This window comes from Mesorhizobium sp. WSM4310 (assembly GCF_007003935.1).
Taxonomy (GTDB): Bacteria; Pseudomonadota; Alphaproteobacteria; order Rhizobiales; family Rhizobiaceae; genus Mesorhizobium.
Genome location: NZ_VFTA01000006.1, coordinates 20,071 through 38,364 on the forward strand (window position 1 = coordinate 20,071; position 18,294 = coordinate 38,364).

An 18,294-nucleotide genomic window follows, 5' to 3' on the forward strand; every position below is an offset into this window, starting at 1 on the left:
GCAATTCAAAGTGGATGATCCTGCGGCCGAAGGTTAGTCTAGCGGAATATCGTTCTCGCCCTTGCTCGCCTGGTAGGCGCCGGACAGCGCGTCGTAGCGTGCCGAGATCTTGCCGATGCGTGTCTCCAGCCGCTGGCGTTCCGCCTCGGGCAGCGCCCGCACCATCCTGCGGATGGAAAAACTCTTCCAATAGGCATTCTGGGCGTTGTAGCCGCCTGGGTCGAGGGTGAAGACCTCTTTCAGGATCTTCAGGTCGTGCGGGATCGCAAAGCTGTCGCGCGAATCCTCGTGGCTGAAGAGATAGTAAAAATTGTCGAAGCCGGTCCAGGTGATCGCCGACAGGCAGAGCGAGCAGGGCTCATGCGTGGCGATAAACAGAGCGTCCTTGGTGTCGACGCGCTCGGCTTTCGGCATCTCGTAGAACCGCTTCAGGCAGTGCACCTCGCCATGCCAGAGCGGATTTTCGATCTCGTTGTTGGTTTCGGCCAGCACCAGCGAGCGGTCGTCCTTGCGCAGGATCGCCGCGCCGAACAGCTTGTTGCCATGGGCAACACCCTCGGCCGTCTTCGGCACGATATCGTGCTCGATAACGTCGAGCAGGCGGTCGATCAAGGAAATGTCGGTCATGGGGATCAAAAGCTTTCAGGGGAGATGGATCTCGTAGGCGTGCGAGAAATGAAACTCTTCGAGATTCGAGCCGTCGCCGCCGCGGTCGACGATCAGGAAATCCTGTGGCTCGCCAAGCGGCGTCAGCACGCCGTGCCAGAGATTGCGCGAATAGTTGATGCCTTGTCCGGGCGCGGTGATGAAGGCGTGCGGTTCGCCCGGCCCCTCCTTGCCGTCAAGGCAGACGACGACCAGGAACGGACGCGGCGACAGCGGAATGAAGGCCTGGCTGCCGAACGGATGCCGCTCGACCATGGTCAGTTTCAGCGGCAGTTCGTAAGGCGTGCCGCGCACCATCGAGATCAGCACGCGCGCGTTCGGTCCCGTGGCTTCAGCGGTGGCGAGGTCGTGGTAGCGCTCGGCCTTGCCGCCATTGATCGGGTAATGGTTGTCGCCACCCATGTCGATGACATCGCCGAAGGGGGCAAAGGCCTCCCGGGTCAGCTTCTGTGCTGTGATGCGGGTCACCGCGCGCGACCGCCGATGCCGACGCCGCCGAGCTTGGCGTGCCGGTTGACGTCCTTGTAGAGCAGGTAGCGGAACTTGCCGGGGCCGCCGGCATAGCAGGCCTGAGGGCAGAAGGCGCGCAGCCACATATAGTCGCCGGCCTCGACCTCGACCCAGTCCTGGTTGAGGCGATAGACCGCCTTGCCTTCCAGCACGTAGAGCCCGTGTTCCATCACATGCGTCTCGGCGAAGGGAATGACGGCGCCCGGCTCGAGCGTGACGATGGTCATATGCATGTCGTGGCGCAGATCGGCGGGATCGACGAAGCGGGTCGTCGCCCAGCGGCCTTCGGTGCCCGGCATCGGCGATGGCGCGATCTCCTGCTCGTTGGTGAAGAAGGCTTCCGGCACGTCGAGACCGTCGACCACTTCGTAGGCCTTGCGGATCCAGTGGAAGCGAACCGGCGCCTTGCTTTCATTGCGAACGGTCCAGCCGCTCGCCGGCGGCAGGAAGGCAAAGCCGCCGGGCCGCAACACATGCTTCTTGCCGGAAAGCAGAACGGTCAGTTCGCCCTCGACCACGAACAGGGCGCCTTCGGCGCCGGCGTCGGGCTCCGGCCGGTCGCTGCCGCCGCCAGGCTCCACCTCGACAATGTATTGCGAGAATGTCTCGGCAAAACCGGACAGTGGCCGCGACAGGATCCAGACGCGGGTCTTGTCCCAGAACGGCAAGGCGCTGGTGACGATGTCCCGCATCACGCCCTTGGGAATGACGGCGTAGGCCTCGGTGAAGACGGCGCGGCCTGTCAGCAATTCAGATTGGCCGGGATGGCCGCCATGCGGTGCGTAGTAGGTGCGCTCTGGCATCCTGATCGTGTCCATGGGTTCAAACCTATTGCGGTAGCATGTCTCTGAGGCGGAGCAGCGCGATGCGCTCGACCTGTTTGCAGGCGGTCTCGAATTCGACGCCACGGCTGTTGCCGATGCGCGCCTCGAACTCGGCGAGGATTTCCTCCTTGGTCTTGTCCTTCACCGCGATGATGAAGGGGAAACCGAAGGTGGTGACGTAGGCGGCGTTGAGCTTGGAGAACAGTTCGCGCTCCTTGTCGGTCAGCGCGTCGAGGCCGGCGGAGGCTTGTTCCCTTGTCGATTCCGCCGTCAGCCGCCTGGCCTTGGCCAGCTTGCCGGCAAGGTCGGGATGGGCGTTGAGCACACCCAGCCGCTCGGTCTCGCTGGCAGCGCGGAAGATGCGGCAGAGCGCATTGTGCAGGCCGCCCGCGGTGTCGTGCGCCGGGCCCAGCTCCAGCTCGTAGGCCCGCTCGGCGATCCAGGGCGAATGCTCGAACACGCCGCCGAAAGTGTGAACGAATGTCTCGAATTCCATTTTCGACGGGCGCAGTGCCGCCGGCTTGTAGGGATGGTTCTCCTGCCAGTGCTTGGCGATATCGATGCGCCGCGCCAGCCAGACCTTGTCATGCGACTTCACATAGTCGACGAAGCGCTTCAGCGCCGCCACCCGGCCCGGCCGCCCGACGAGGCGGCAATGCAGGCCGATATTCATCATGCGCGGCCGCCCCGCCTGGCCCTCGGCATAGAGCGTGTCGAAACTATCCCTGAGATAGGTGAAGAACTGGTCGCCTGAATTGAAGCCCTGCGGCGTGGCGAAGCGCATGTCGTTGGCGTCGAGCGTATAGGGGATGATGAGCTGCGTGCCGCCGGCATGCTCGAACCAGTAAGGCAGTTCGTCGTCATAGGTGTCGGAGACATAGTCGAAGCCGCCTTCTTCGGCCACCAGCCGCACCGTGTTGACCGATGTGCGGCCCGTATACCAGCCCGTCGGGCGCTGGCCTGTCACCTCGTAATGCAGCTTGATTGCCGCCTCGAGGTCGCGGCGCTCGTCCTCGGCGCTATGATCGCGGTAGTCGATCCACCGCAACCCGTGCGAGGCGATCTCCCACCCGGCGTCCTGCATGGCCGTGACCTGGTCGGGCGAGCGGGCAAGTGCCGAGGCGACGCCGTAGCAGGTCACCGGAACTTGCGACTCGCTGAATAGGCGCAGCAGCCGCCAGAAGCCGGCCCGCGCGCCATATTCGTAGATCGATTCCATGTTCCAGTGGCGCTGTCCCACCCAGGGCGCGGCGCCGACGATCTCCGACAGGAAGGCTTCCGACGCCTTGTCGCCATGCAGCACGCAATTCTCGCCGCCCTCTTCGTAATTGACGACGAACTGCACGGCGACATGCGCCCCGCCGGGCCATTTCGGATCCGGTGGATTGGCTCCGTAGCCGCGCATGTCTCTTTCGTAACGCATTGCCCCTCCTGCCGGACACTGCCGGAAGTTGTGATCAGGATAGTCGAAAGGGTTGCCGCCGCATTCCCTTGAAATTTTTGAAAGTGTTTTTGTGCCGCTCCGCTCGACCGGGACTTATGCATCGCCTTTAATTGGCGCACAATTCATTGCTTTGTTCGACTGTACCGGGAATGGGAGGCGCCAGTGGCAGAAACGTCGAAAGCCGATGGCGGACGTCTGACGACGCATGTCCTCGACACCGCGACCGGCAAGCCGGCGGCTGGGTTGTCGATCGCGCTCTATCGCCTTGACGGTTCGGCCAGGACACATTTGAAGACAGTCGCGACCAATATCGACGGCCGTTGCGACGCGCCGCTGCTGGCGGGCGCCGAGTTCCGCGCCGGCCAATATGAGCTGGTGTTCGCGGCCGGCGACTATCTGCGCGGCCAGGGCACAGAACTGCCGGAACCGGCTTTCCTTGACAGTGTGCCGATCCGTTTCGGCATGGCAGAGGCAGTGCACTATCACGTGCCATTGCTGATCTCGCCCTATGGCTATTCGACCTACAGGGGGAGCTGAGGCATGGCCAAGATCAAAATCCGCAACGAAATCCACTTCATCCTCAATGGCAGGGATGTCGTGCTGTCGTCGGTGGCGCCGGACGCGACCCTGCTCGACTGGCTGCGTCTCGACCGGTCGCTCCGCGGCACCAAGGAAGGCTGCGCCGAGGGCGATTGCGGCGCCTGCACGGTTCTGGTCGGCAAGCTTTCGGCCGCCGGTCTGGTCTATGAAAGCGTCAATGCCTGTATCCGCTTCCTCGGTTCGCTCGACGGCGCCCATGTCGTGACAGTGGAACATTTGCGTGGTCAGCCCGGCCAGTTGCATCCCGTCCAGCAGGCGATGGTCGATTTCCACGGCTCGCAATGCGGCTTCTGCACGCCGGGCTTCGTCATGTCGCTCTATGGCCTGTGGATGCGGTCGCCGGAGCCGTCGGACGCGGCGATCGAAAAGGCTTTGCAAGGCAATCTCTGCCGCTGCACCGGCTACGAGGCGATTGTCCGCGCCGCGCACGCCATCTCCAGTTACGGCAAAGCGGCGAAGGATCCGCTGGCGGCGGAGCGCAAGGCGATCACCGCGAGGCTGGAAGCCTTGCGGGACGGCGCGCGGGTCGAGATCGGTTCGGCCGAGGCGCGGCTTATCGTGCCGGCCAATGTCGACGATTTCGCCAATGTGCTCGACCAGGAACCCGGCGCCACCATCGTTGCCGGCTCGACCGATGTCGGCCTGTGGGTGACCAAGCACATGCGCGACATCTCTCCGGCGGTCTTCATCGGCAATCTCGACGGGCTGTGCACCATCGCCGAAGACAAGGGCGTCATTTCGATCGGCGCCGGCGTCACCTACAGCGAAGCCTTTTCGACGCTGGCCAAAACCATCCCGGCGCTCGGGCCGCTGTTTGACCGCATCGGCGGCGAACAGGTGCGCAACATGGGCACCATCGGCGGCAACATCGCCAACGGCTCGCCGATCGGCGACACGCCGCCGCCCTTGATCGCGCTCGGCGCGCGCCTGACGCTGCGCAAGGGCAAGAAGCGGCGCACGATCCCGCTGGAAACCTTCTTCATCGCCTATGGCAAGCAGGACCGGCAACCGGGCGAGTTCGTCGAGGCCGTGCACGTGCCCGTGCCGGCCAAGGGCGAAAAATTTGCCGTCTACAAGATCACCAAGCGCCGCGACGAGGATATCACCGCTGCCCTCGGCGCCTTCTTGCTGACGCTAGCCAAGGACGGTACGGTTGCCGATGTGCGCATCGCCTATGGCGGCATGGCGGCGACGCCGAAGCGGGCGTCTTTTGTCGAAAGGGCGCTGCTCGGCAAGCCATGGACCGAAGAGACGGTCGAGACGGCGATGGCGCAATATGCCAGGGATTTCACCCCGCTCACCGACATGCGGGCGTCAGCCGAATACCGGGCGCTGGCGGCCAAGAACCTGTTGTTGCGCTTCTTCGTCGAAACCTCCGGCACCAGGGCGCCCTTCCAGGTGTCCCGCAACGAGGCGGCATGATGAACAAGCACGCCACATCAAATCTCAAGGCTGAGAAGATCGTCGGCGGCGTCGCCACCGATCAGCGGCATGATTCCGCCCACAAGCATGTCAGCGGCACCGCCGTCTACATCGACGACATGCCGGAACCGGCCGGCACGCTGCATGGCTGCCTTGGTCTCTCGGCCGCCGCGCATGCCACCATCACCCGCATGGATCTTTCGGCGGTGCGCGCTGCTTCCGGAGTCGTCGATGTGCTCACGGCAAGGGATGTGCCGGGCGAGAATGACATTTCGCCGACCGGCCGGCACGATGAGCCGGTGCTCGCCGACGGCAAGGTTGAGTTCTTCGGCCAGCCGGTCTTCTGCGTCATCGCCGAAACCCGCGAACAGGCACGCCGCGCCACCAGGCTGGCCAAGGTCGAATACAAGGAATTGCCCTTCGTCACCGACATCGGCGGACTGGATCCGAGGAAGGACAAGCTCGTCACGCCGCCGCTTACCTTGAAGCGCGGCGATGCCGCCGCTGCGATCAAGTCGGCGCCGCGCCGGCTGAAGGGAAAGATGCGCGTCGGCGGCCAGGAGCATTTCTATCTTGAAGGCCATATCGCCATGGCCGTACCCGGCGAGGATCAGGACGTCACCATCTATTCCTCGACCCAGCATCCAAGCGAAGTCCAGCACATGGTAAGCCATGCGCTCGGCATACCCAGCAATGCCATCACGGTGGAGATCCGCCGCATGGGCGGCGGTTTCGGCGGCAAGGAAACGCAGGGCAACCAGTTTGCCGCGCTCGCGGCCATCGCCGCCAAGAAACACCATCGCGCCGTCAAGATCAGGCCCGACCGCGACGACGACATGATCGCCACCGGCAAGCGCCATGATTTCCTCGTCGACTACGAAGTCGGCTTCGATGACGAGGGCAACATTCTCGGTGTCGATTTCATGTTCGCCGCGCGTTGCGGCTTCTCGTCGGATCTGTCAGGCCCGGTGACCGATCGCGCGCTGTTCCATTGCGACAACACCTATTTCTGGCCCGCCGTGCACGCGCAATCGGCGCCGCTCTACACCAACACCGTGTCGAACACTGCCTTCCGGGGTTTCGGCGGCCCGCAAGGGATGGTCGGCGCCGAACGCGTCATCGACGAGGTGGCGTTCGCGGTCGGCAAGGATCCGCTCGAGATCCGCAAGAAGAATTTCTATGGCACCAGCGACCGCAACATCACGCCCTACCACCAGACGGTCGAGGACAACATCATCCAGCGCATCGTCACTGAACTCGAAGAGAGCACTTGCTATGAGCGGCGGCGGCGCGAAATTTCGGCCTTCAATGCCAACAGCCGTTTCGTCAAGCGCGGTCTGGCGCTGACGCCGGTCAAGTTCGGCATTTCCTTCACCGCCACGCACTACAACCAGGCCGGGGCGCTGGTGCATGTCTACACCGATGGTTCGGTGCATCTGAACCATGGCGGCACCGAGATGGGGCAGGGGCTCTACCTCAAGGTCGCGCAGGTGGTGGCGGAAGAGTTCCAGATCGATCTCGACCAGGTGAAGATCACCGCCACCACCACCGGCAAGGTGCCCAACACCTCGGCCACAGCGGCATCGTCCGGTTCAGACCTCAATGGCATGGCGGCACAGAATGGCGCTCGCCAGATCAAGGGCCGGCTGACCGATTTCGCTGCCGAGAAATACCAGGTGCCGCGCGATCAGGTGCTGTTCCTGCCCAACCGGGTGCGCATCGGCAACCAGGAGATCGCCTTCGCCGATCTCGTCAAGCAGGCCTATATGGCGCGCATCCAGCTGTCGGCGGCGGGCTTCTACAAGACGCCGAAAATCCATTGGAATCGCGACAAGGGCGAGGGCCGCCCTTTCTACTATTTCGCTTACGGCGCCTCCTGCTCGGAAGTCTCGGTCGACACGCTGACCGGTGAATATGTGGTCGAGCGCACCGACATCCTGCACGAGACCGGCCGCTCGCTGAACCGTGCCATCGACCTCGGCCAGATCGAGGGCGGCTTCATCCAGGGCATGGGCTGGCTGACGACCGAGGAATTGTGGTGGGACGACAAGGGCCGGCTGCGCACCCATGCGCCGTCGACCTACAAGATCCCGCTCGCCTCCGACCGGCCGAAGATCTTCAACGTCACTTTGGCCGACTGGCCGGAAGCGAGCGAGCCAACGATCCACCGCTCCAAGGCGGTCGGCGAGCCGCCTTTCCCGCTAGGCATGTCCGTGCTGCATGCGCTGTCGGATGCGGTGGCCAGCGTCGCCGATCACAGGATCTGTCCGCGCCTTGACGCCCCGGCGACGCCGGAGCGCGTGCTGATGGCGATCGAGCGGCTGAAAGGCGAGGCGAAGGCCTGAATCCGGCAAAACGTGCAATTCAGGTCGAAAAACCCTATGTTTCCCGCACGGGAATGCGAATGATGACTTCGAAAGTGCAAAGCCTGAAAGACTTCCTGGCTGGCCAAGGTCGCATCGCTTTGGTCGAAGTGGCCGGCACCAAGGGCTCGACGCCGCGCGAGAAGGGCGCCTTCATGCTCGTCTCGCGGGAGGCGATTTTGGGCACGATCGGCGGTGGCCAGCTCGAATATATGGCGATCGACAAGGCGCGGCAGATGGTGGCGTCTTCACCTCGCCGCAAGCCGCGGGGCAAAGAAGCCCGCATCGAGGCCGATGAAGTCTGCGCTACACTGGACGTGCCGCTCGGCCCGGAGATTGGCCAATGCTGTGGCGGGCGCGTCGAAGTCTTGATCCGATTCGTCGATGCCGATCTCGCCAACGGGTTGATTGCAGCGGCGGAAACCGAAGAAGCGCATCTGCCGCATGTCTATATTTTCGGCGGAGGCCATGTCGGCCAGGCGCTGGCGGCGGCAATGTCGCTGCTTCCCGTGCACGGCGTCGTCATCGAGACGCGGGCCGAGGCGCTGGAAGGCATGCCGCAGACTGTCGAGACGCGGCTGACGCCGATGCCCGAAGCCGAAGTGCGCAACGCGCCCGCCGGCACCGCCTTCGCCATCCTCACCCATGACCATGCGCTGGATTTCCTGATCGTCGCCGAAGCGCTGAAACGCGACGACGCGGCGTATGTCGGCATGATCGGCTCGAAGACCAAGAAAGCAACGTTCAGGAACTGGTTCCTGAAATCGGCCGAAGGCACGGAAGCGGAATTTGCCCGTCTCGTCTCGCCGATCGGCGGCGACGCCGTCAAGGACAAGCGCCCTCAAGTCATTGCGGCACTTGCGGCCGCCGAGATCATGACCGCGCTGGTCGTGCATAGAGCTGCGTCAGATGCCGACCATCAGGTGCCACGGCACAGGACGCTCGCCGGTTAGTCACAGCTGCTCAGCGGCTTGTCCGTTTTTCGACCGCGGGAAGGATCCGTTTGCTATATCCACCCGGCGTTGCGGCATGAGGTGTGGAGACATGGGCGTTCTGAAGATCGCGGCTTTTTCGGATGGCAACACCGGCGGCAATCCTGCCGGGGTGCTGATAGGCGATGTGTTGCCCGATGCGGCCGAGATGCAGCGTCTGGCAGCGGAAGTCGGGTTCTCTGAAACGGCCTTTGCCGCCAGGCAGGGAGATAACTGGCGGGTCCGCTATTTCTCGCCGGAATCCGAAGTCCCCTTCTGTGGTCACGCCACGATCGCCTTGGGAGCCGCCCTGGTCCGGCAGTTCGGCGATGGGATTTTCCCGCTGAAACTCAACCAGGCGAACATCACTGTCGAAGGGTTCCGCGACGGTGCGACCATCGCCGCGGCGTTGCAGTCGCCGCCGACACGCAGCAAGCCGGGGCCGCCGGCGCTGATTACCGAGGCGCTGGCATTGTTCGGCTATACCGCGGCCGATCTCGATCCGGCCATTCCGCCGGCGCTGATCCACGGCGGCGCCGACCATCTGGTCTTGGCCCTCGGATCGCGCGAGGCGCTGGCCGCGATGCGCTACGAGTTGAAAGCCGGACAGGCCCTGATGCGTCGCGAAGGGCTGGTAACGATCCTGTTGGCCTATGGCGAAACGCCACGACTGTTCCACACGCGCAATCCTTTTGCTTCAGGTGGCGTCTATGAGGATCCGGCGACGGGCGCCTCGACAGCTGCCTTTGCCGGCTATCTGCGCGACATTGGCTGGCTGCATGGCGGCGCGATCGATGTCGTGCAAGGCGAGGACATGGGCATGCGGTCGCGTCTGCATGCCGATATTCGGCCTGAGATCGGCAGCTCGGTCAGGGTTTCTGGCACGGCCCGGATGATGGACGAAGCATAGAAGTCTCCAGCTCACACCGGCCGCTTCACGCCCAGATGCTCCCGTAGCGTGTTGCCGTCATATTCCTTACGGAACAGGCCGCGCCGCTGCAGTTCGGGCACCACCAGCGTGGCAAAGGCATCGAGCTCGCCCGGGAACCAGGACGGCATGACGTTGTAGCCGTCGGCCGCACCGCCCTCAAACCGCGCCTGGAGTTCGTCGGCGACCTGCGCCGCCGTTCCGACAATGCGCCAATGGCCCCGCGCGCCGGCGAAGTGGCGGGCCAGCTGGCGGATGGAAAGGCCGTCGCGGCGCGATTGCTCGACGACCAGCGCCTGCCGGCTTTTCATCCCCTCGCTGTCAGGCAAGTCCGGCAGCGGCCCGTCGATCGGGTAGCGCCAGAGATCGGAGATGCTGAGATAGCTGGACAGCAGCGCCACGCCGACATCGTCCGGAATCAGCTCCTGCAATTCCTCATGTTTCTCCCAGGCCTCGGCCTCTGTTTCCGCCACCACTGGTGAGACGCCGGGCATGATCTTGATGTCGTCAGGCTCGCGTCCATAGGCGGCCATGCGTCCCTTGAGATCGTTGTAGAAGGCCTTGGCCTCCTCGAAGGTCTGCGCAGCCGTGAACACCACATCGGCGGTGCGGGCGGCAAGGTCGCGGCCGACATCCGAGGCACCGGCCTGCACCATGACCGGTGCGCCCTGCGGCGAGCGCGGCAGGTCGAGCGGATCGCGCACCGAAAAGCTCTGGCCGTCATGGCCGGGAGCCTTGCCGTGCCATAGGCCGGTGACCACCTCGGCGAATTCGCGCGCCCGCTCGTAGCGGTCGGCATGCGGCTTGAGGCCCGTCGAGCCGAAATTGGCGGCTTCGATCGGGCTGGCCGAGGTGACCAGGTTCCAGCCCGCCCGGCCGCCGCTCAGATGGTCGAGCGACAGGAAAGTCCGCGCCAGCCCGTAGGGTTCGTTGTAGCTTGTCGAGGCCGTCGACACGAGGCCGATGCGGCTGGTCTGCACCGCCAGTGCCGAAAGCAGGCTGATCGGCTCGAAGCCGATCGAACGCGACGTCTGGCTGGCGATGCCGACATTGGCCTCCCGCAAGCCGGCGGCATCCTCGCAGAAGATCATGTCGAACTTCGCCGCCTCCGCCGTGCGCGCCAGCTGGATGTAGTGGTCGATGTCGATGCCGGCCGCGACATGCGCCTTCGGGTGGCGCCAGGCGGCGATGTGGTGACCCGTCGCCCACAGGAAGGCGCCGAGCTTCATCTGCGCGGTCATCGGTCGCCTCCGCCGGCAAGTCCAAGATGCGCGCGCAGCGTTGTGCCACGATAGCCCTCTTGAACAAGGCCGCGTTGCCGCAACTCCGGCAGAACACGATCGGCGAAATCGTCGAGCGCTGAGTGCTGCGCGGGCAGCCGGATGTTGAAGCCGTCGCAGCTTTTCGCCCGCAATTGGGTTTCCAGCCTGTCCGCGATGGCGGCCGGCCCATCATCCGGGGCTAACGCGATATTGGTCAGGATCTTCACAGCGTCCGGATCGCGCCCGGCGGCCGTTGCGCGACGCTTCAGATCATCGAAGCGTATTTTCGCGCTCTCGACCGACCCGCTCTCCAGCAAAATGACATCGGCCGTGCGGGCCGCAATATCCAGGTCGGGCTCGGATAGGCCTGACAGCACCAGCACCGGCGTATCCTGCGGCGAGCGTGCGACGTTCAGCGGCCCGCGCACGGAGAAGAACTCGCCCCTGTGGTCCAGCAGATGCATCTTTTCGGGATCATGGAAGCGGCCACCTGTCTTGTCGAACAGCAGAGCATCCGCATCCCAGCCCTGCCACAGGCCTTGAACGATACCGATATATTCCTCGGTGCGGCGGCGAAAGTCGGCGTCGGAAAACCCCTCCGGTCGGCTGAAATTGGCGGCTTCGCGAGAGCCCTGCACCATCGTCGCATGCCAGCCGGAACGACCATGGCTGATGATGTCGAGCGAAGCGAAACGACGCGCCAGATTGTAGGGCTGATGGGCAACCGTCGAGGCACTGGCCACGAACCCTATCTTATCGGTGACGGTCGCCAGGGCGGCCAGCAGCGTTGTCGCTTCGAACGGGCTGCTTGATGACCCTTCCGCGGAGTCGGAAATCACCACCATATCGATGCCGGCCGCCTCTGCCGCCCGCACGAAGGTCTTGATCTCTCCGAAATCCAGAACGGCCTGTTCGTTGGCGGCAGCGATGTTGAGCGAAATGGCGAGATGCATTGCGTCAACCTAGGTTCGCCGGTGCGCAAGGCAAGTCCGGCGGATAGACCAGTGGCCGATCGCTTGTCGGCCAGCCGCTCACTTGCCGGCCAGGATATCCTTGATCAGCCGCTGGCAGCGCTCGGCCATGAAGTCGAGCAGAAGCCGCACCTTGGGGTCCTGAAGCTTCTTGTGCGGATACACGGCGGCGAACTGCACCGGCGTCGGCGGCGTGTTGGCCAGGATCACCTGCAGCCGACGGTCGCGGATGAACGGTTCGACCTCGAAGCGCGGCTTGTTGATGATGCCGCGTCCCGACAGTGCCCAGCCGGTCAGCACATCGCCATCGTCGGTGTCGTAGGGTCCGTGCACCTCGAATTTCTGCGGGCCGGCGGGGGTCTGCAGCGTCCAGACATATTCGCGTGCGCCGGAATAGCGCAGCATCAGGCAGTCGTGTTTCTTGCCGATCAGCTCCTGCGGCTCCGCCGGTTCGCCGCGCGCCTCCAGATATTTCGGCGCCGCCACCAGCACGCGTTCGCACTCCATGATGCCGCGCATCCTGAGGCTTGAATCCTCGATGATACCGAGCCGGAAGGCGACGTCTATGCCCTCCTTCATGATGTCGACATTGTGGTCCGAGAGCCTGAGCCGCACCTCGATGTCAGGATATTTGTCGTGGAAATCGGGAATGCCCGAGGCCACCAGCCGGCGCCCGAGGCCGAGTGGCGCTGTCACGCGAATGGTGCCGCGCGGCTGGCCGGACAAAGCCGACACCGCCGCTTCCGCTTCGGTGATCGCCTCCAGCACCTGCTTGGCGCCCGAGTAGAAAACCGTGCCATGCTCGGTCGGCATCAATTGCCGCGTCGTGCGGTTGAACAGCCGCACGCCGAGGTGCTTCTCCAGTTCCTTGATGCGATTGGAGGCGACCGCCGGCGAAATGCGCATGTCGCGGCCGGCCGCCGACAGATTGCCGAGTTCGACGACGCGAACGAAGACGGCGATGTTGTCGAGATAGGCCATGCGGAGCACCTTCGCCGGTTTGCAGCGACAAACCTAGTATTTTCCATTTTTTTTTGAAAGTCATCGCACACCTCGCCTCTTTCCGTTTGCGCGCCACACCGTAAAGTCGCGTCATCGGCAGGGACGACTTCAATGATGGATTTCGCGATTTTCTGGGACTGGCTGAGCTTCGCCGTGCGCTGGCTGCACGTCATCACCGGCATCGCCTGGATCGGCTCGTCCTTCTATTTCGTCGCGCTCGATCTCGGCCTGCGCCAGCGGCCGGGCATGCCGGTCGGCGCCTTCGGCGAGGAATGGCAGGTGCACGGCGGCGGCTTCTACCACATCCAGAAATATCTGGTGGCGCCGGCCGAGATGCCGGAGCACCTGACCTGGTTCAAATGGGAATCCTATGCCACCTGGCTGTCCGGCTTCGCCATGCTGTGCGTGGTCTACTATGCCGGGGCCGACCTGTTCCTGATCGATCCCAATGTGCTGCCGATGTCGGTGCCGGCTGGCATCTTGCTGTCGCTGGGAACGATCGGCGTCGGCTGGGTGGTCTATGATCTTCTGTGCCGCTCGCCGCTCGGCAAAAGCGACACCGGCCTGATGCTGGTGCTCTACTGCGTGCTGGTGTTCATCGCCTGGGGGCTCACCCATCTGTTCACCGGCCGCGCCGCCTTCCTGCATCTCGGCGCCATCACCGCCACGATCATGTCGGCCAACGTCTTCATGGTCATCATCCCCAACCAGAAGATCGTCGTCGCCGACCTGATTGCCGGCCGCAAGCCCGACCCGAAATACGGCAAGATCGCCAAGCAGCGCTCGCTCCACAACAACTATCTGACGCTGCCCGTTCTGTTCCTGATGCTGTCGAACCACTATCCCCTGGCGTTCGGCACTGAGTTCAATTGGGTCATCGCCTCGCTGGTGTTCATCATCGGCGTGCTGATCCGGCACTATTTCAACACCGTGCACAAGCGGGCCGGCAACCCGCACTGGACCTGGCTCGGCGCCCTTGTCCTGTTCCTCATCATCATCTGGCTGTCGACCGTGCCGAAGGTGCTGACCGGCGAGCCCAAGGCATCCGCCTCGGCGGAGGTCTATATCGCTTCCGCGCATTTCCCGGCCGTGCGCGACACCGTGCTAGGCCGCTGCTCGATGTGCCATGCCCAGGAACCGGTCTATGAAGGCATCTACCACGCGCCCAAGGGCGTTGTGCTCGACACCGATGCGGACATCGCCAACCATGCCCGCGAGATCTATCTGCAGGCCGGCCGCAGCCACGCCATGCCGCCCGCCAATGTCAGCCAGATCACCGACAAGGAACGGGCGCTGCTGGTGGCCTGGTTCGAAGGCGCGGGGAAATAGCATGACCTCGACACTTCTGCGCGGCCGCACGCTGTCCTTCGTGCGCTGGCCTGAAACCATCGACGACCATTCGGCCTGGCGTTACGAGGAAGATGGAGGCCTGCTGATAAGCGGCGGTCGGATCGTCGCCTCAGGCGCCTATGCGCAAGTCGAGAAGCAGGCCGGTGAGGGCGCCAAAAAAATCGACCACCGGCCGCACCTCTTGCTGCCGGGCTTCATCGACACCCATGTGCATTTCCCGCAGATGCAGGTCATCGCGTCCTATGGCGCCGAACTGCTCGACTGGCTGAACACCTACACTTTTCCGGAAGAGACGAAATTCGCCAACGCCCAGCATGGCCGCCGTATCGCGCGGCTGTTCCTCGACGAAATGGTGCGGCACGGCACCACGACGGTGGCCGCCTACTGCTCGGTGCACAAGGCCTCGGCCGAAGCCTTTTTCGCCGAGTCGCATGACCGCAACATGCTCAACATCGCCGGCAAGGTGATGATGGACCGCAACGCGCCCGAAGGTGTGCTCGACACGCCGCAATCCGCCTATGACGACACCAAGGCGCTGATCAGGGAATGGCACGGCAAGGGGCGCCAGCACTACGCCATTACGCCGCGCTTCGCCATCACCTCCTCGCCGGAGCAGATGGAGATGGCCGGTGCGCTGTGCCGCGAGCATCCCGGCCTGCACATGCAGACGCACCTGTCGGAAAACCACGCCGAAATCGCCTTCACGCAGCAGCTTTATCCCCGGTCGCGCGACTATACCGATGTCTACGAACACTACGGATTGCTGGGCAAGAAGAGCCTGTTCGGCCACTGCATCCACCTCAGTGAACGCGAAGCGGACGCGCTGTCGGAGAGCGGCTCGGTGGCGGTGTTCTGCCCGACCTCGAACCTGTTCCTCGGCTCCGGTCTTTTCGACTACCAGCGCTTTCGCCGCCGCGACAAGCCGCTCAGGATCGCCGCTGCCACCGATGTCGGCGGCGGCACCAACTATTCCATGCTGCGCACCATGGACGAGGGCTACAAGGTGATCGCGCTGAACGGCGAGAAGCTCAACCCGTTCCAGTCCTTCTGGCAGATCACGCGCGGCAATGCCGAGGCGCTGTCGGTGGCCGGCAAGATCGGCACGCTGGATCAGGGCACCGACGCCGACATCGTCGTGCTCGACGCCCGGGCGACGCCGGCGATGCGGCTGAGGATGGAAACGGCGCAGACGCTGGCGCAGGAATTGTTCCTGCTGCAGACGCTGGGCGACGACCGCGCCGTGCGCGAGGTCTATGTCGCGGGGCGGGCGGCCAAGAGCGACATGGCGAATTAGGCATGCTGATATTCAGGTGATGCCGGCCTGCAAATGGTGGCTTCCTGCGCTTCCGGCACTGACGTACCCAATGTACGCTCCGCTCCGGTTCTCGGAAGCCACCATTTTCGACCCGGCCTGACCTGGATCTCAACACACCGACGCGCACGACCTTACGAAGTCGCACAGACGCTTGACCCGGCGGCAGCCATCGGTCAAAGCGTGCGGCGAAGTTGACAGGGGAACGACATGGCCGCTGCGGACGACATCGCACTGATCCGGAAACAGGAAGAAGTTCTTGTCTTCCCAGCCTTCGATGAGGCCGTCGCCTTCAAGATCGGCGCCGCCATCCGCGCCCGCGCAATCGCCGAAAACCTGCCCATCGTCGTCGACATCAGGCTGTGGGACCGGCCGTTGTTCTATGCGGCCATGCCGGGATCGAATGCTTCCAATCCCGATTGGGCGCGCCGCAAGATCAATGTGGTGAAACGGTTCCTGAGAAGCACCTACCGCATGGTGCTGGAGCAGCAACGCCCCGACCGCGCCTTCAAGATCGGCGAGGGCCTCGACATCTCCGAATATGTCCTCGCCGGTGGCGGTTTTCCGGTGACGGTCAAAGGCGCAGGCGTCATCGGCGTGATCGCGGTCTCCGGGCTGCCGGAACGCGAGGATCACGGCGTGGTCGTCGATGCGCTGTGCGATCACCTGGGTGTCGACAAACGTAGTCTGGCACTGGCTTCGGAAGCTGAATGACCGTGCTCGACCCCAAGGCCTTCCTCACCTCCATCTTCGACGCCGCCGTTGCCGCCGCCGATCCGGAACGGACGATCAGGGACCATCTGCCGGCCAGGCCAAAGGGCCGCACCATCGTCATCGGTGCCGGCAAAGGCTCGGCGCAGATGGCGGCGGCGTTCGAGAAGGTCTGGGACGGGCCGATCGAAGGGCTGGTCGTCACCCGCTATGGTTATGGCGCGAAATGCGAACGCATCGAGATCATCGAGGCGGCACACCCTGTGCCGGACGCCGCTGGCCTCGAGGCCTCACGGCGACTGCTGGAAAAGGTCCAGGGACTGACTGCGGACGATTTGGTCGTGGCGCTGATTTCCGGCGGCGGTTCGGCGCTGCTCCCATCGCCGGCGGCTGGGCTCACGCTGGCCGACGAGATCGCCGTCAACGAGGCGCTGCTCGCCTCCGGCGCGCCGATCGCGGCGATGAACACCATCCGCAAGCATGTCTCGACCATCAAGGGCGGCCGGCTGGCCGCTGCTGCCTGGCCGGCCAAGGTGGTGTCGCTGGTGGTCTCCGACATTCCCGGCGACAATCCCGCCCTTGTCGCCTCCGGCCCGACGGTCCCCGATACCGGCAGCCGAGAAGACGCGCTGGCGTCGATATCGGCCTATGGCATGAAGCTGCCGGCCTCGGTGATGGCGCATATCAATTCGCCGGCGGCCGACGCTCCAGATCCCGACGACCAGCGCTTTTCGCGCAATGAAGTGCATCTGATCGCCTCGGCCGGCGTGTCTCTGGAAGCAGCAGCGGCGGAAGCCAAGCGCCAAGGGATAGAGGCCGTCATCCTCTCCGATGCCATCGAGGGCGAAGCGCGTGAGGTCGGCGGTGTCCACGCGGCCATCGCGCGCGAAGTGGCGACGCGCAACCGGCCATTTACGAAGCCGGTCGTCATTCTCTCGGGCGGCGAAACAACCGTGACCTTGCGGGCAAAAGGCAAGGGCGGCCGCAATTCGGAATTCCTGCTTGCCTTCGCCATCGGCATCAACGGCGTGCAAGGCATTCATGCCCTGGCGGCCGACACCGACGGCATCGACGGTTCGGAAAACAATGCCGGGGCCTTCGCCGACGGTTCGACCGTCTCGCGCATGCGCGCCGCCGGCGTCGGTGCCAAGGCGATGCTGGCCGGCAACAACGCCTGGACGGCGTTCCATTCGATTGATGATCTCTTCGTGGCCGGCCCGACGGGCACGAATGTCAACGATCTCAGGGCGATATTGATCCGATAGGCGACCGGTTCAGGCAGCCATCAGCCGCTTCACCTCTCTCATATCCCTCAGGAAACGCTCGCGCTCGGCCTCCTTGTCCGCGGCTTCACGGATGCGCAGGACGAAGGAGGGATGGATGGTGATGAACACGCGCAAGCCATCCTCGCGCTCGATTACCTGGCCGCGCATCTTCATAACCGGTGTTGCCTTGCCCAGCAGCGACAACGCCGCCGTCGCGCCAAGCGCAACAGCAAGATTTGGCTTGATCAACTCGAACTCCTTGTCGAGCCACCAGCGGCAGGCCTGAACCTCGCCGGCATTCGGCTTGGAATGAATGCGACGCTTGCCGCGCGGCTCGAATTTGAAGTGCTTGACCGCGTTGGTGACGTAGACTTTCTGCCGGTCGACCCCTGCGTCGTCCAGTATGGCATCCAAGACCTTGCCCGCCGGGCCAACGAACGGTTTTCCGGCGAGATCCTCCTGATCACCCGGCTGTTCGCCGACGAAGATCACCTTAGCGTTATCGGGCCCTTCACCGAAGACGGTCTGTGTTGCATTGCGCCACAGGGGACAGCGACGGCAACCTTGTGCCGCCTCGCGCAGTTCCGTGACCGAGTTGGCATTGGTCTCGGCTGATATCAACTCGGCGCGTCGCACGGAACCGCGCCGGTCTGGCATCTTCGCCTCACGCGGAAGGCCCGTGGTCGCCATCAT

17 protein-coding genes are annotated in these 18,294 nt (G+C 64.0%); 9 read left to right on the forward strand and 8 right to left on the reverse strand.

From position 1 onward, the window contains the following. Positions 1-33: 33 nt before the first annotated feature. From FJV80_RS09020 to puuE, 4 genes are read right to left on the reverse strand one after another with little or no spacing between them, the layout of a single operon-like run. On the reverse strand, positions 34-627 hold the full coding sequence (locus FJV80_RS09020; RefSeq protein ID WP_095789427.1) for a nucleoside deaminase: 594 nt from the start codon (positions 625-627) through the stop codon (positions 34-36). 15 nt (positions 628-642) lie between these two features. After that, complete coding sequence (locus FJV80_RS09025) at positions 643-1,134, reverse strand: ureidoglycolate lyase (protein ID WP_095771562.1); 492 nt, start codon at positions 1,132-1,134, stop codon at positions 643-645. Further along, positions 1,131-1,994 (reverse strand): bifunctional allantoicase/(S)-ureidoglycine aminohydrolase, encoded by an 864-nt coding sequence (locus tag FJV80_RS09030; protein ID WP_095792069.1) that lies wholly within the window; start codon positions 1,992-1,994, stop codon positions 1,131-1,133. The genes FJV80_RS09025 and FJV80_RS09030 overlap by 4 nt, the downstream gene beginning before the upstream one ends. 10 nt (positions 1,995-2,004) lie before the next feature. Then, entirely contained in the window at positions 2,005-3,423 is a 1,419-nt protein-coding gene (gene puuE, locus FJV80_RS09035; protein WP_142876162.1) for an allantoinase PuuE, read from the reverse strand. Positions 3,424-3,606: 183 nt separating this feature from the next. Between puuE and uraH the strand changes: the two genes are divergently transcribed. From uraH to FJV80_RS09060, 5 genes are all read left to right on the forward strand, one after another. Next, positions 3,607-3,981, forward strand: coding sequence for a hydroxyisourate hydrolase (gene uraH, locus FJV80_RS09040; RefSeq protein WP_095771565.1), 375 nt, complete (start codon positions 3,607-3,609; stop codon positions 3,979-3,981). A gap of 3 nt (positions 3,982-3,984) precedes the next feature. Further along, on the forward strand, positions 3,985-5,466 hold the full coding sequence (gene xdhA / locus FJV80_RS09045; protein WP_142876163.1) for a xanthine dehydrogenase small subunit: 1,482 nt from the start codon (positions 3,985-3,987) through the stop codon (positions 5,464-5,466). Next, entirely contained in the window at positions 5,466-7,811 is a 2,346-nt protein-coding gene (gene xdhB, locus FJV80_RS09050) for a xanthine dehydrogenase molybdopterin binding subunit (protein WP_142876164.1), read from the forward strand. The genes xdhA and xdhB overlap by 1 nt, the downstream gene beginning before the upstream one ends. Positions 7,812-7,873: 62 nt before the next feature. Then, positions 7,874-8,782, forward strand: a complete 909-nt coding sequence (gene xdhC, locus FJV80_RS09055) for a xanthine dehydrogenase accessory protein XdhC (RefSeq protein WP_095771927.1) — start codon at positions 7,874-7,876, stop codon at positions 8,780-8,782. A 91-nt stretch (positions 8,783-8,873) separates the two neighbouring features. Then, positions 8,874-9,710: a PhzF family phenazine biosynthesis protein gene (locus FJV80_RS09060; RefSeq protein ID WP_095771568.1), complete on the forward strand. Its 837-nt coding sequence runs from the start codon at positions 8,874-8,876 to the stop codon at positions 9,708-9,710. Positions 9,711-9,721: 11 nt separating this feature from the next. Here FJV80_RS09060 and FJV80_RS09065 read toward each other — a convergent pair whose 3' ends face one another. The 3 genes from FJV80_RS09065 to FJV80_RS09075 all read right to left on the reverse strand — a co-directional run bounded on the left by FJV80_RS09065 (position 9,722) and on the right by FJV80_RS09075 (position 12,942). Then, the gene (locus tag FJV80_RS09065; RefSeq protein WP_142876165.1) at positions 9,722-10,969 is read right to left on the reverse strand and encodes an LLM class flavin-dependent oxidoreductase; all 1,248 of its coding nucleotides are present in this window, start codon (positions 10,967-10,969) and stop codon (positions 9,722-9,724) included. Further along, positions 10,966-11,943, reverse strand: a complete 978-nt coding sequence (locus tag FJV80_RS09070) for an LLM class flavin-dependent oxidoreductase (protein WP_142876166.1) — start codon at positions 11,941-11,943, stop codon at positions 10,966-10,968. Before FJV80_RS09070 ends, FJV80_RS09065 begins: the two co-directional genes overlap by 4 nt. 78 nt (positions 11,944-12,021) lie before the next feature. After that, on the reverse strand, positions 12,022-12,942 hold the full coding sequence (locus FJV80_RS09075; protein WP_095771571.1) for a LysR family transcriptional regulator: 921 nt from the start codon (positions 12,940-12,942) through the stop codon (positions 12,022-12,024). A gap of 132 nt (positions 12,943-13,074) precedes the next feature. Between FJV80_RS09075 and FJV80_RS09080 the strand changes: the two genes are divergently transcribed. The 4 genes from FJV80_RS09080 to FJV80_RS09095 all read left to right on the forward strand — a co-directional run bounded on the left by FJV80_RS09080 (position 13,075) and on the right by FJV80_RS09095 (position 17,601). Then, entirely contained in the window at positions 13,075-14,292 is a 1,218-nt protein-coding gene (locus FJV80_RS09080; protein WP_095771572.1) for a urate hydroxylase PuuD, read from the forward strand. A 1-nt stretch (position 14,293) separates the two neighbouring features. Continuing rightward, entirely contained in the window at positions 14,294-15,607 is a 1,314-nt protein-coding gene (guaD, locus tag FJV80_RS09085; protein WP_142876167.1) for a guanine deaminase, read from the forward strand. Between the two features lie 228 nt (positions 15,608-15,835). After that, positions 15,836-16,339 carry a heme-degrading domain-containing protein gene (locus FJV80_RS09090; RefSeq protein ID WP_142876168.1) on the forward strand — a complete coding sequence of 168 codons (504 nt, stop codon included), beginning with the start codon at positions 15,836-15,838 and terminating at the stop codon, positions 16,337-16,339. After that, positions 16,336-17,601, forward strand: coding sequence for a glycerate kinase (locus tag FJV80_RS09095; RefSeq protein ID WP_142876169.1), 1,266 nt, complete (start codon positions 16,336-16,338; stop codon positions 17,599-17,601). The genes FJV80_RS09090 and FJV80_RS09095 overlap by 4 nt, the downstream gene beginning before the upstream one ends. Positions 17,602-17,610: 9 nt before the next feature. On the opposite strand, the gene FJV80_RS09100 is transcribed toward FJV80_RS09095, so the two are convergent. After that, positions 17,611-18,291, reverse strand: coding sequence for a UdgX family uracil-DNA binding protein (locus FJV80_RS09100; RefSeq protein ID WP_142876170.1), 681 nt, complete (start codon positions 18,289-18,291; stop codon positions 17,611-17,613). Positions 18,292-18,294: the final 3 nt, after the last annotated feature.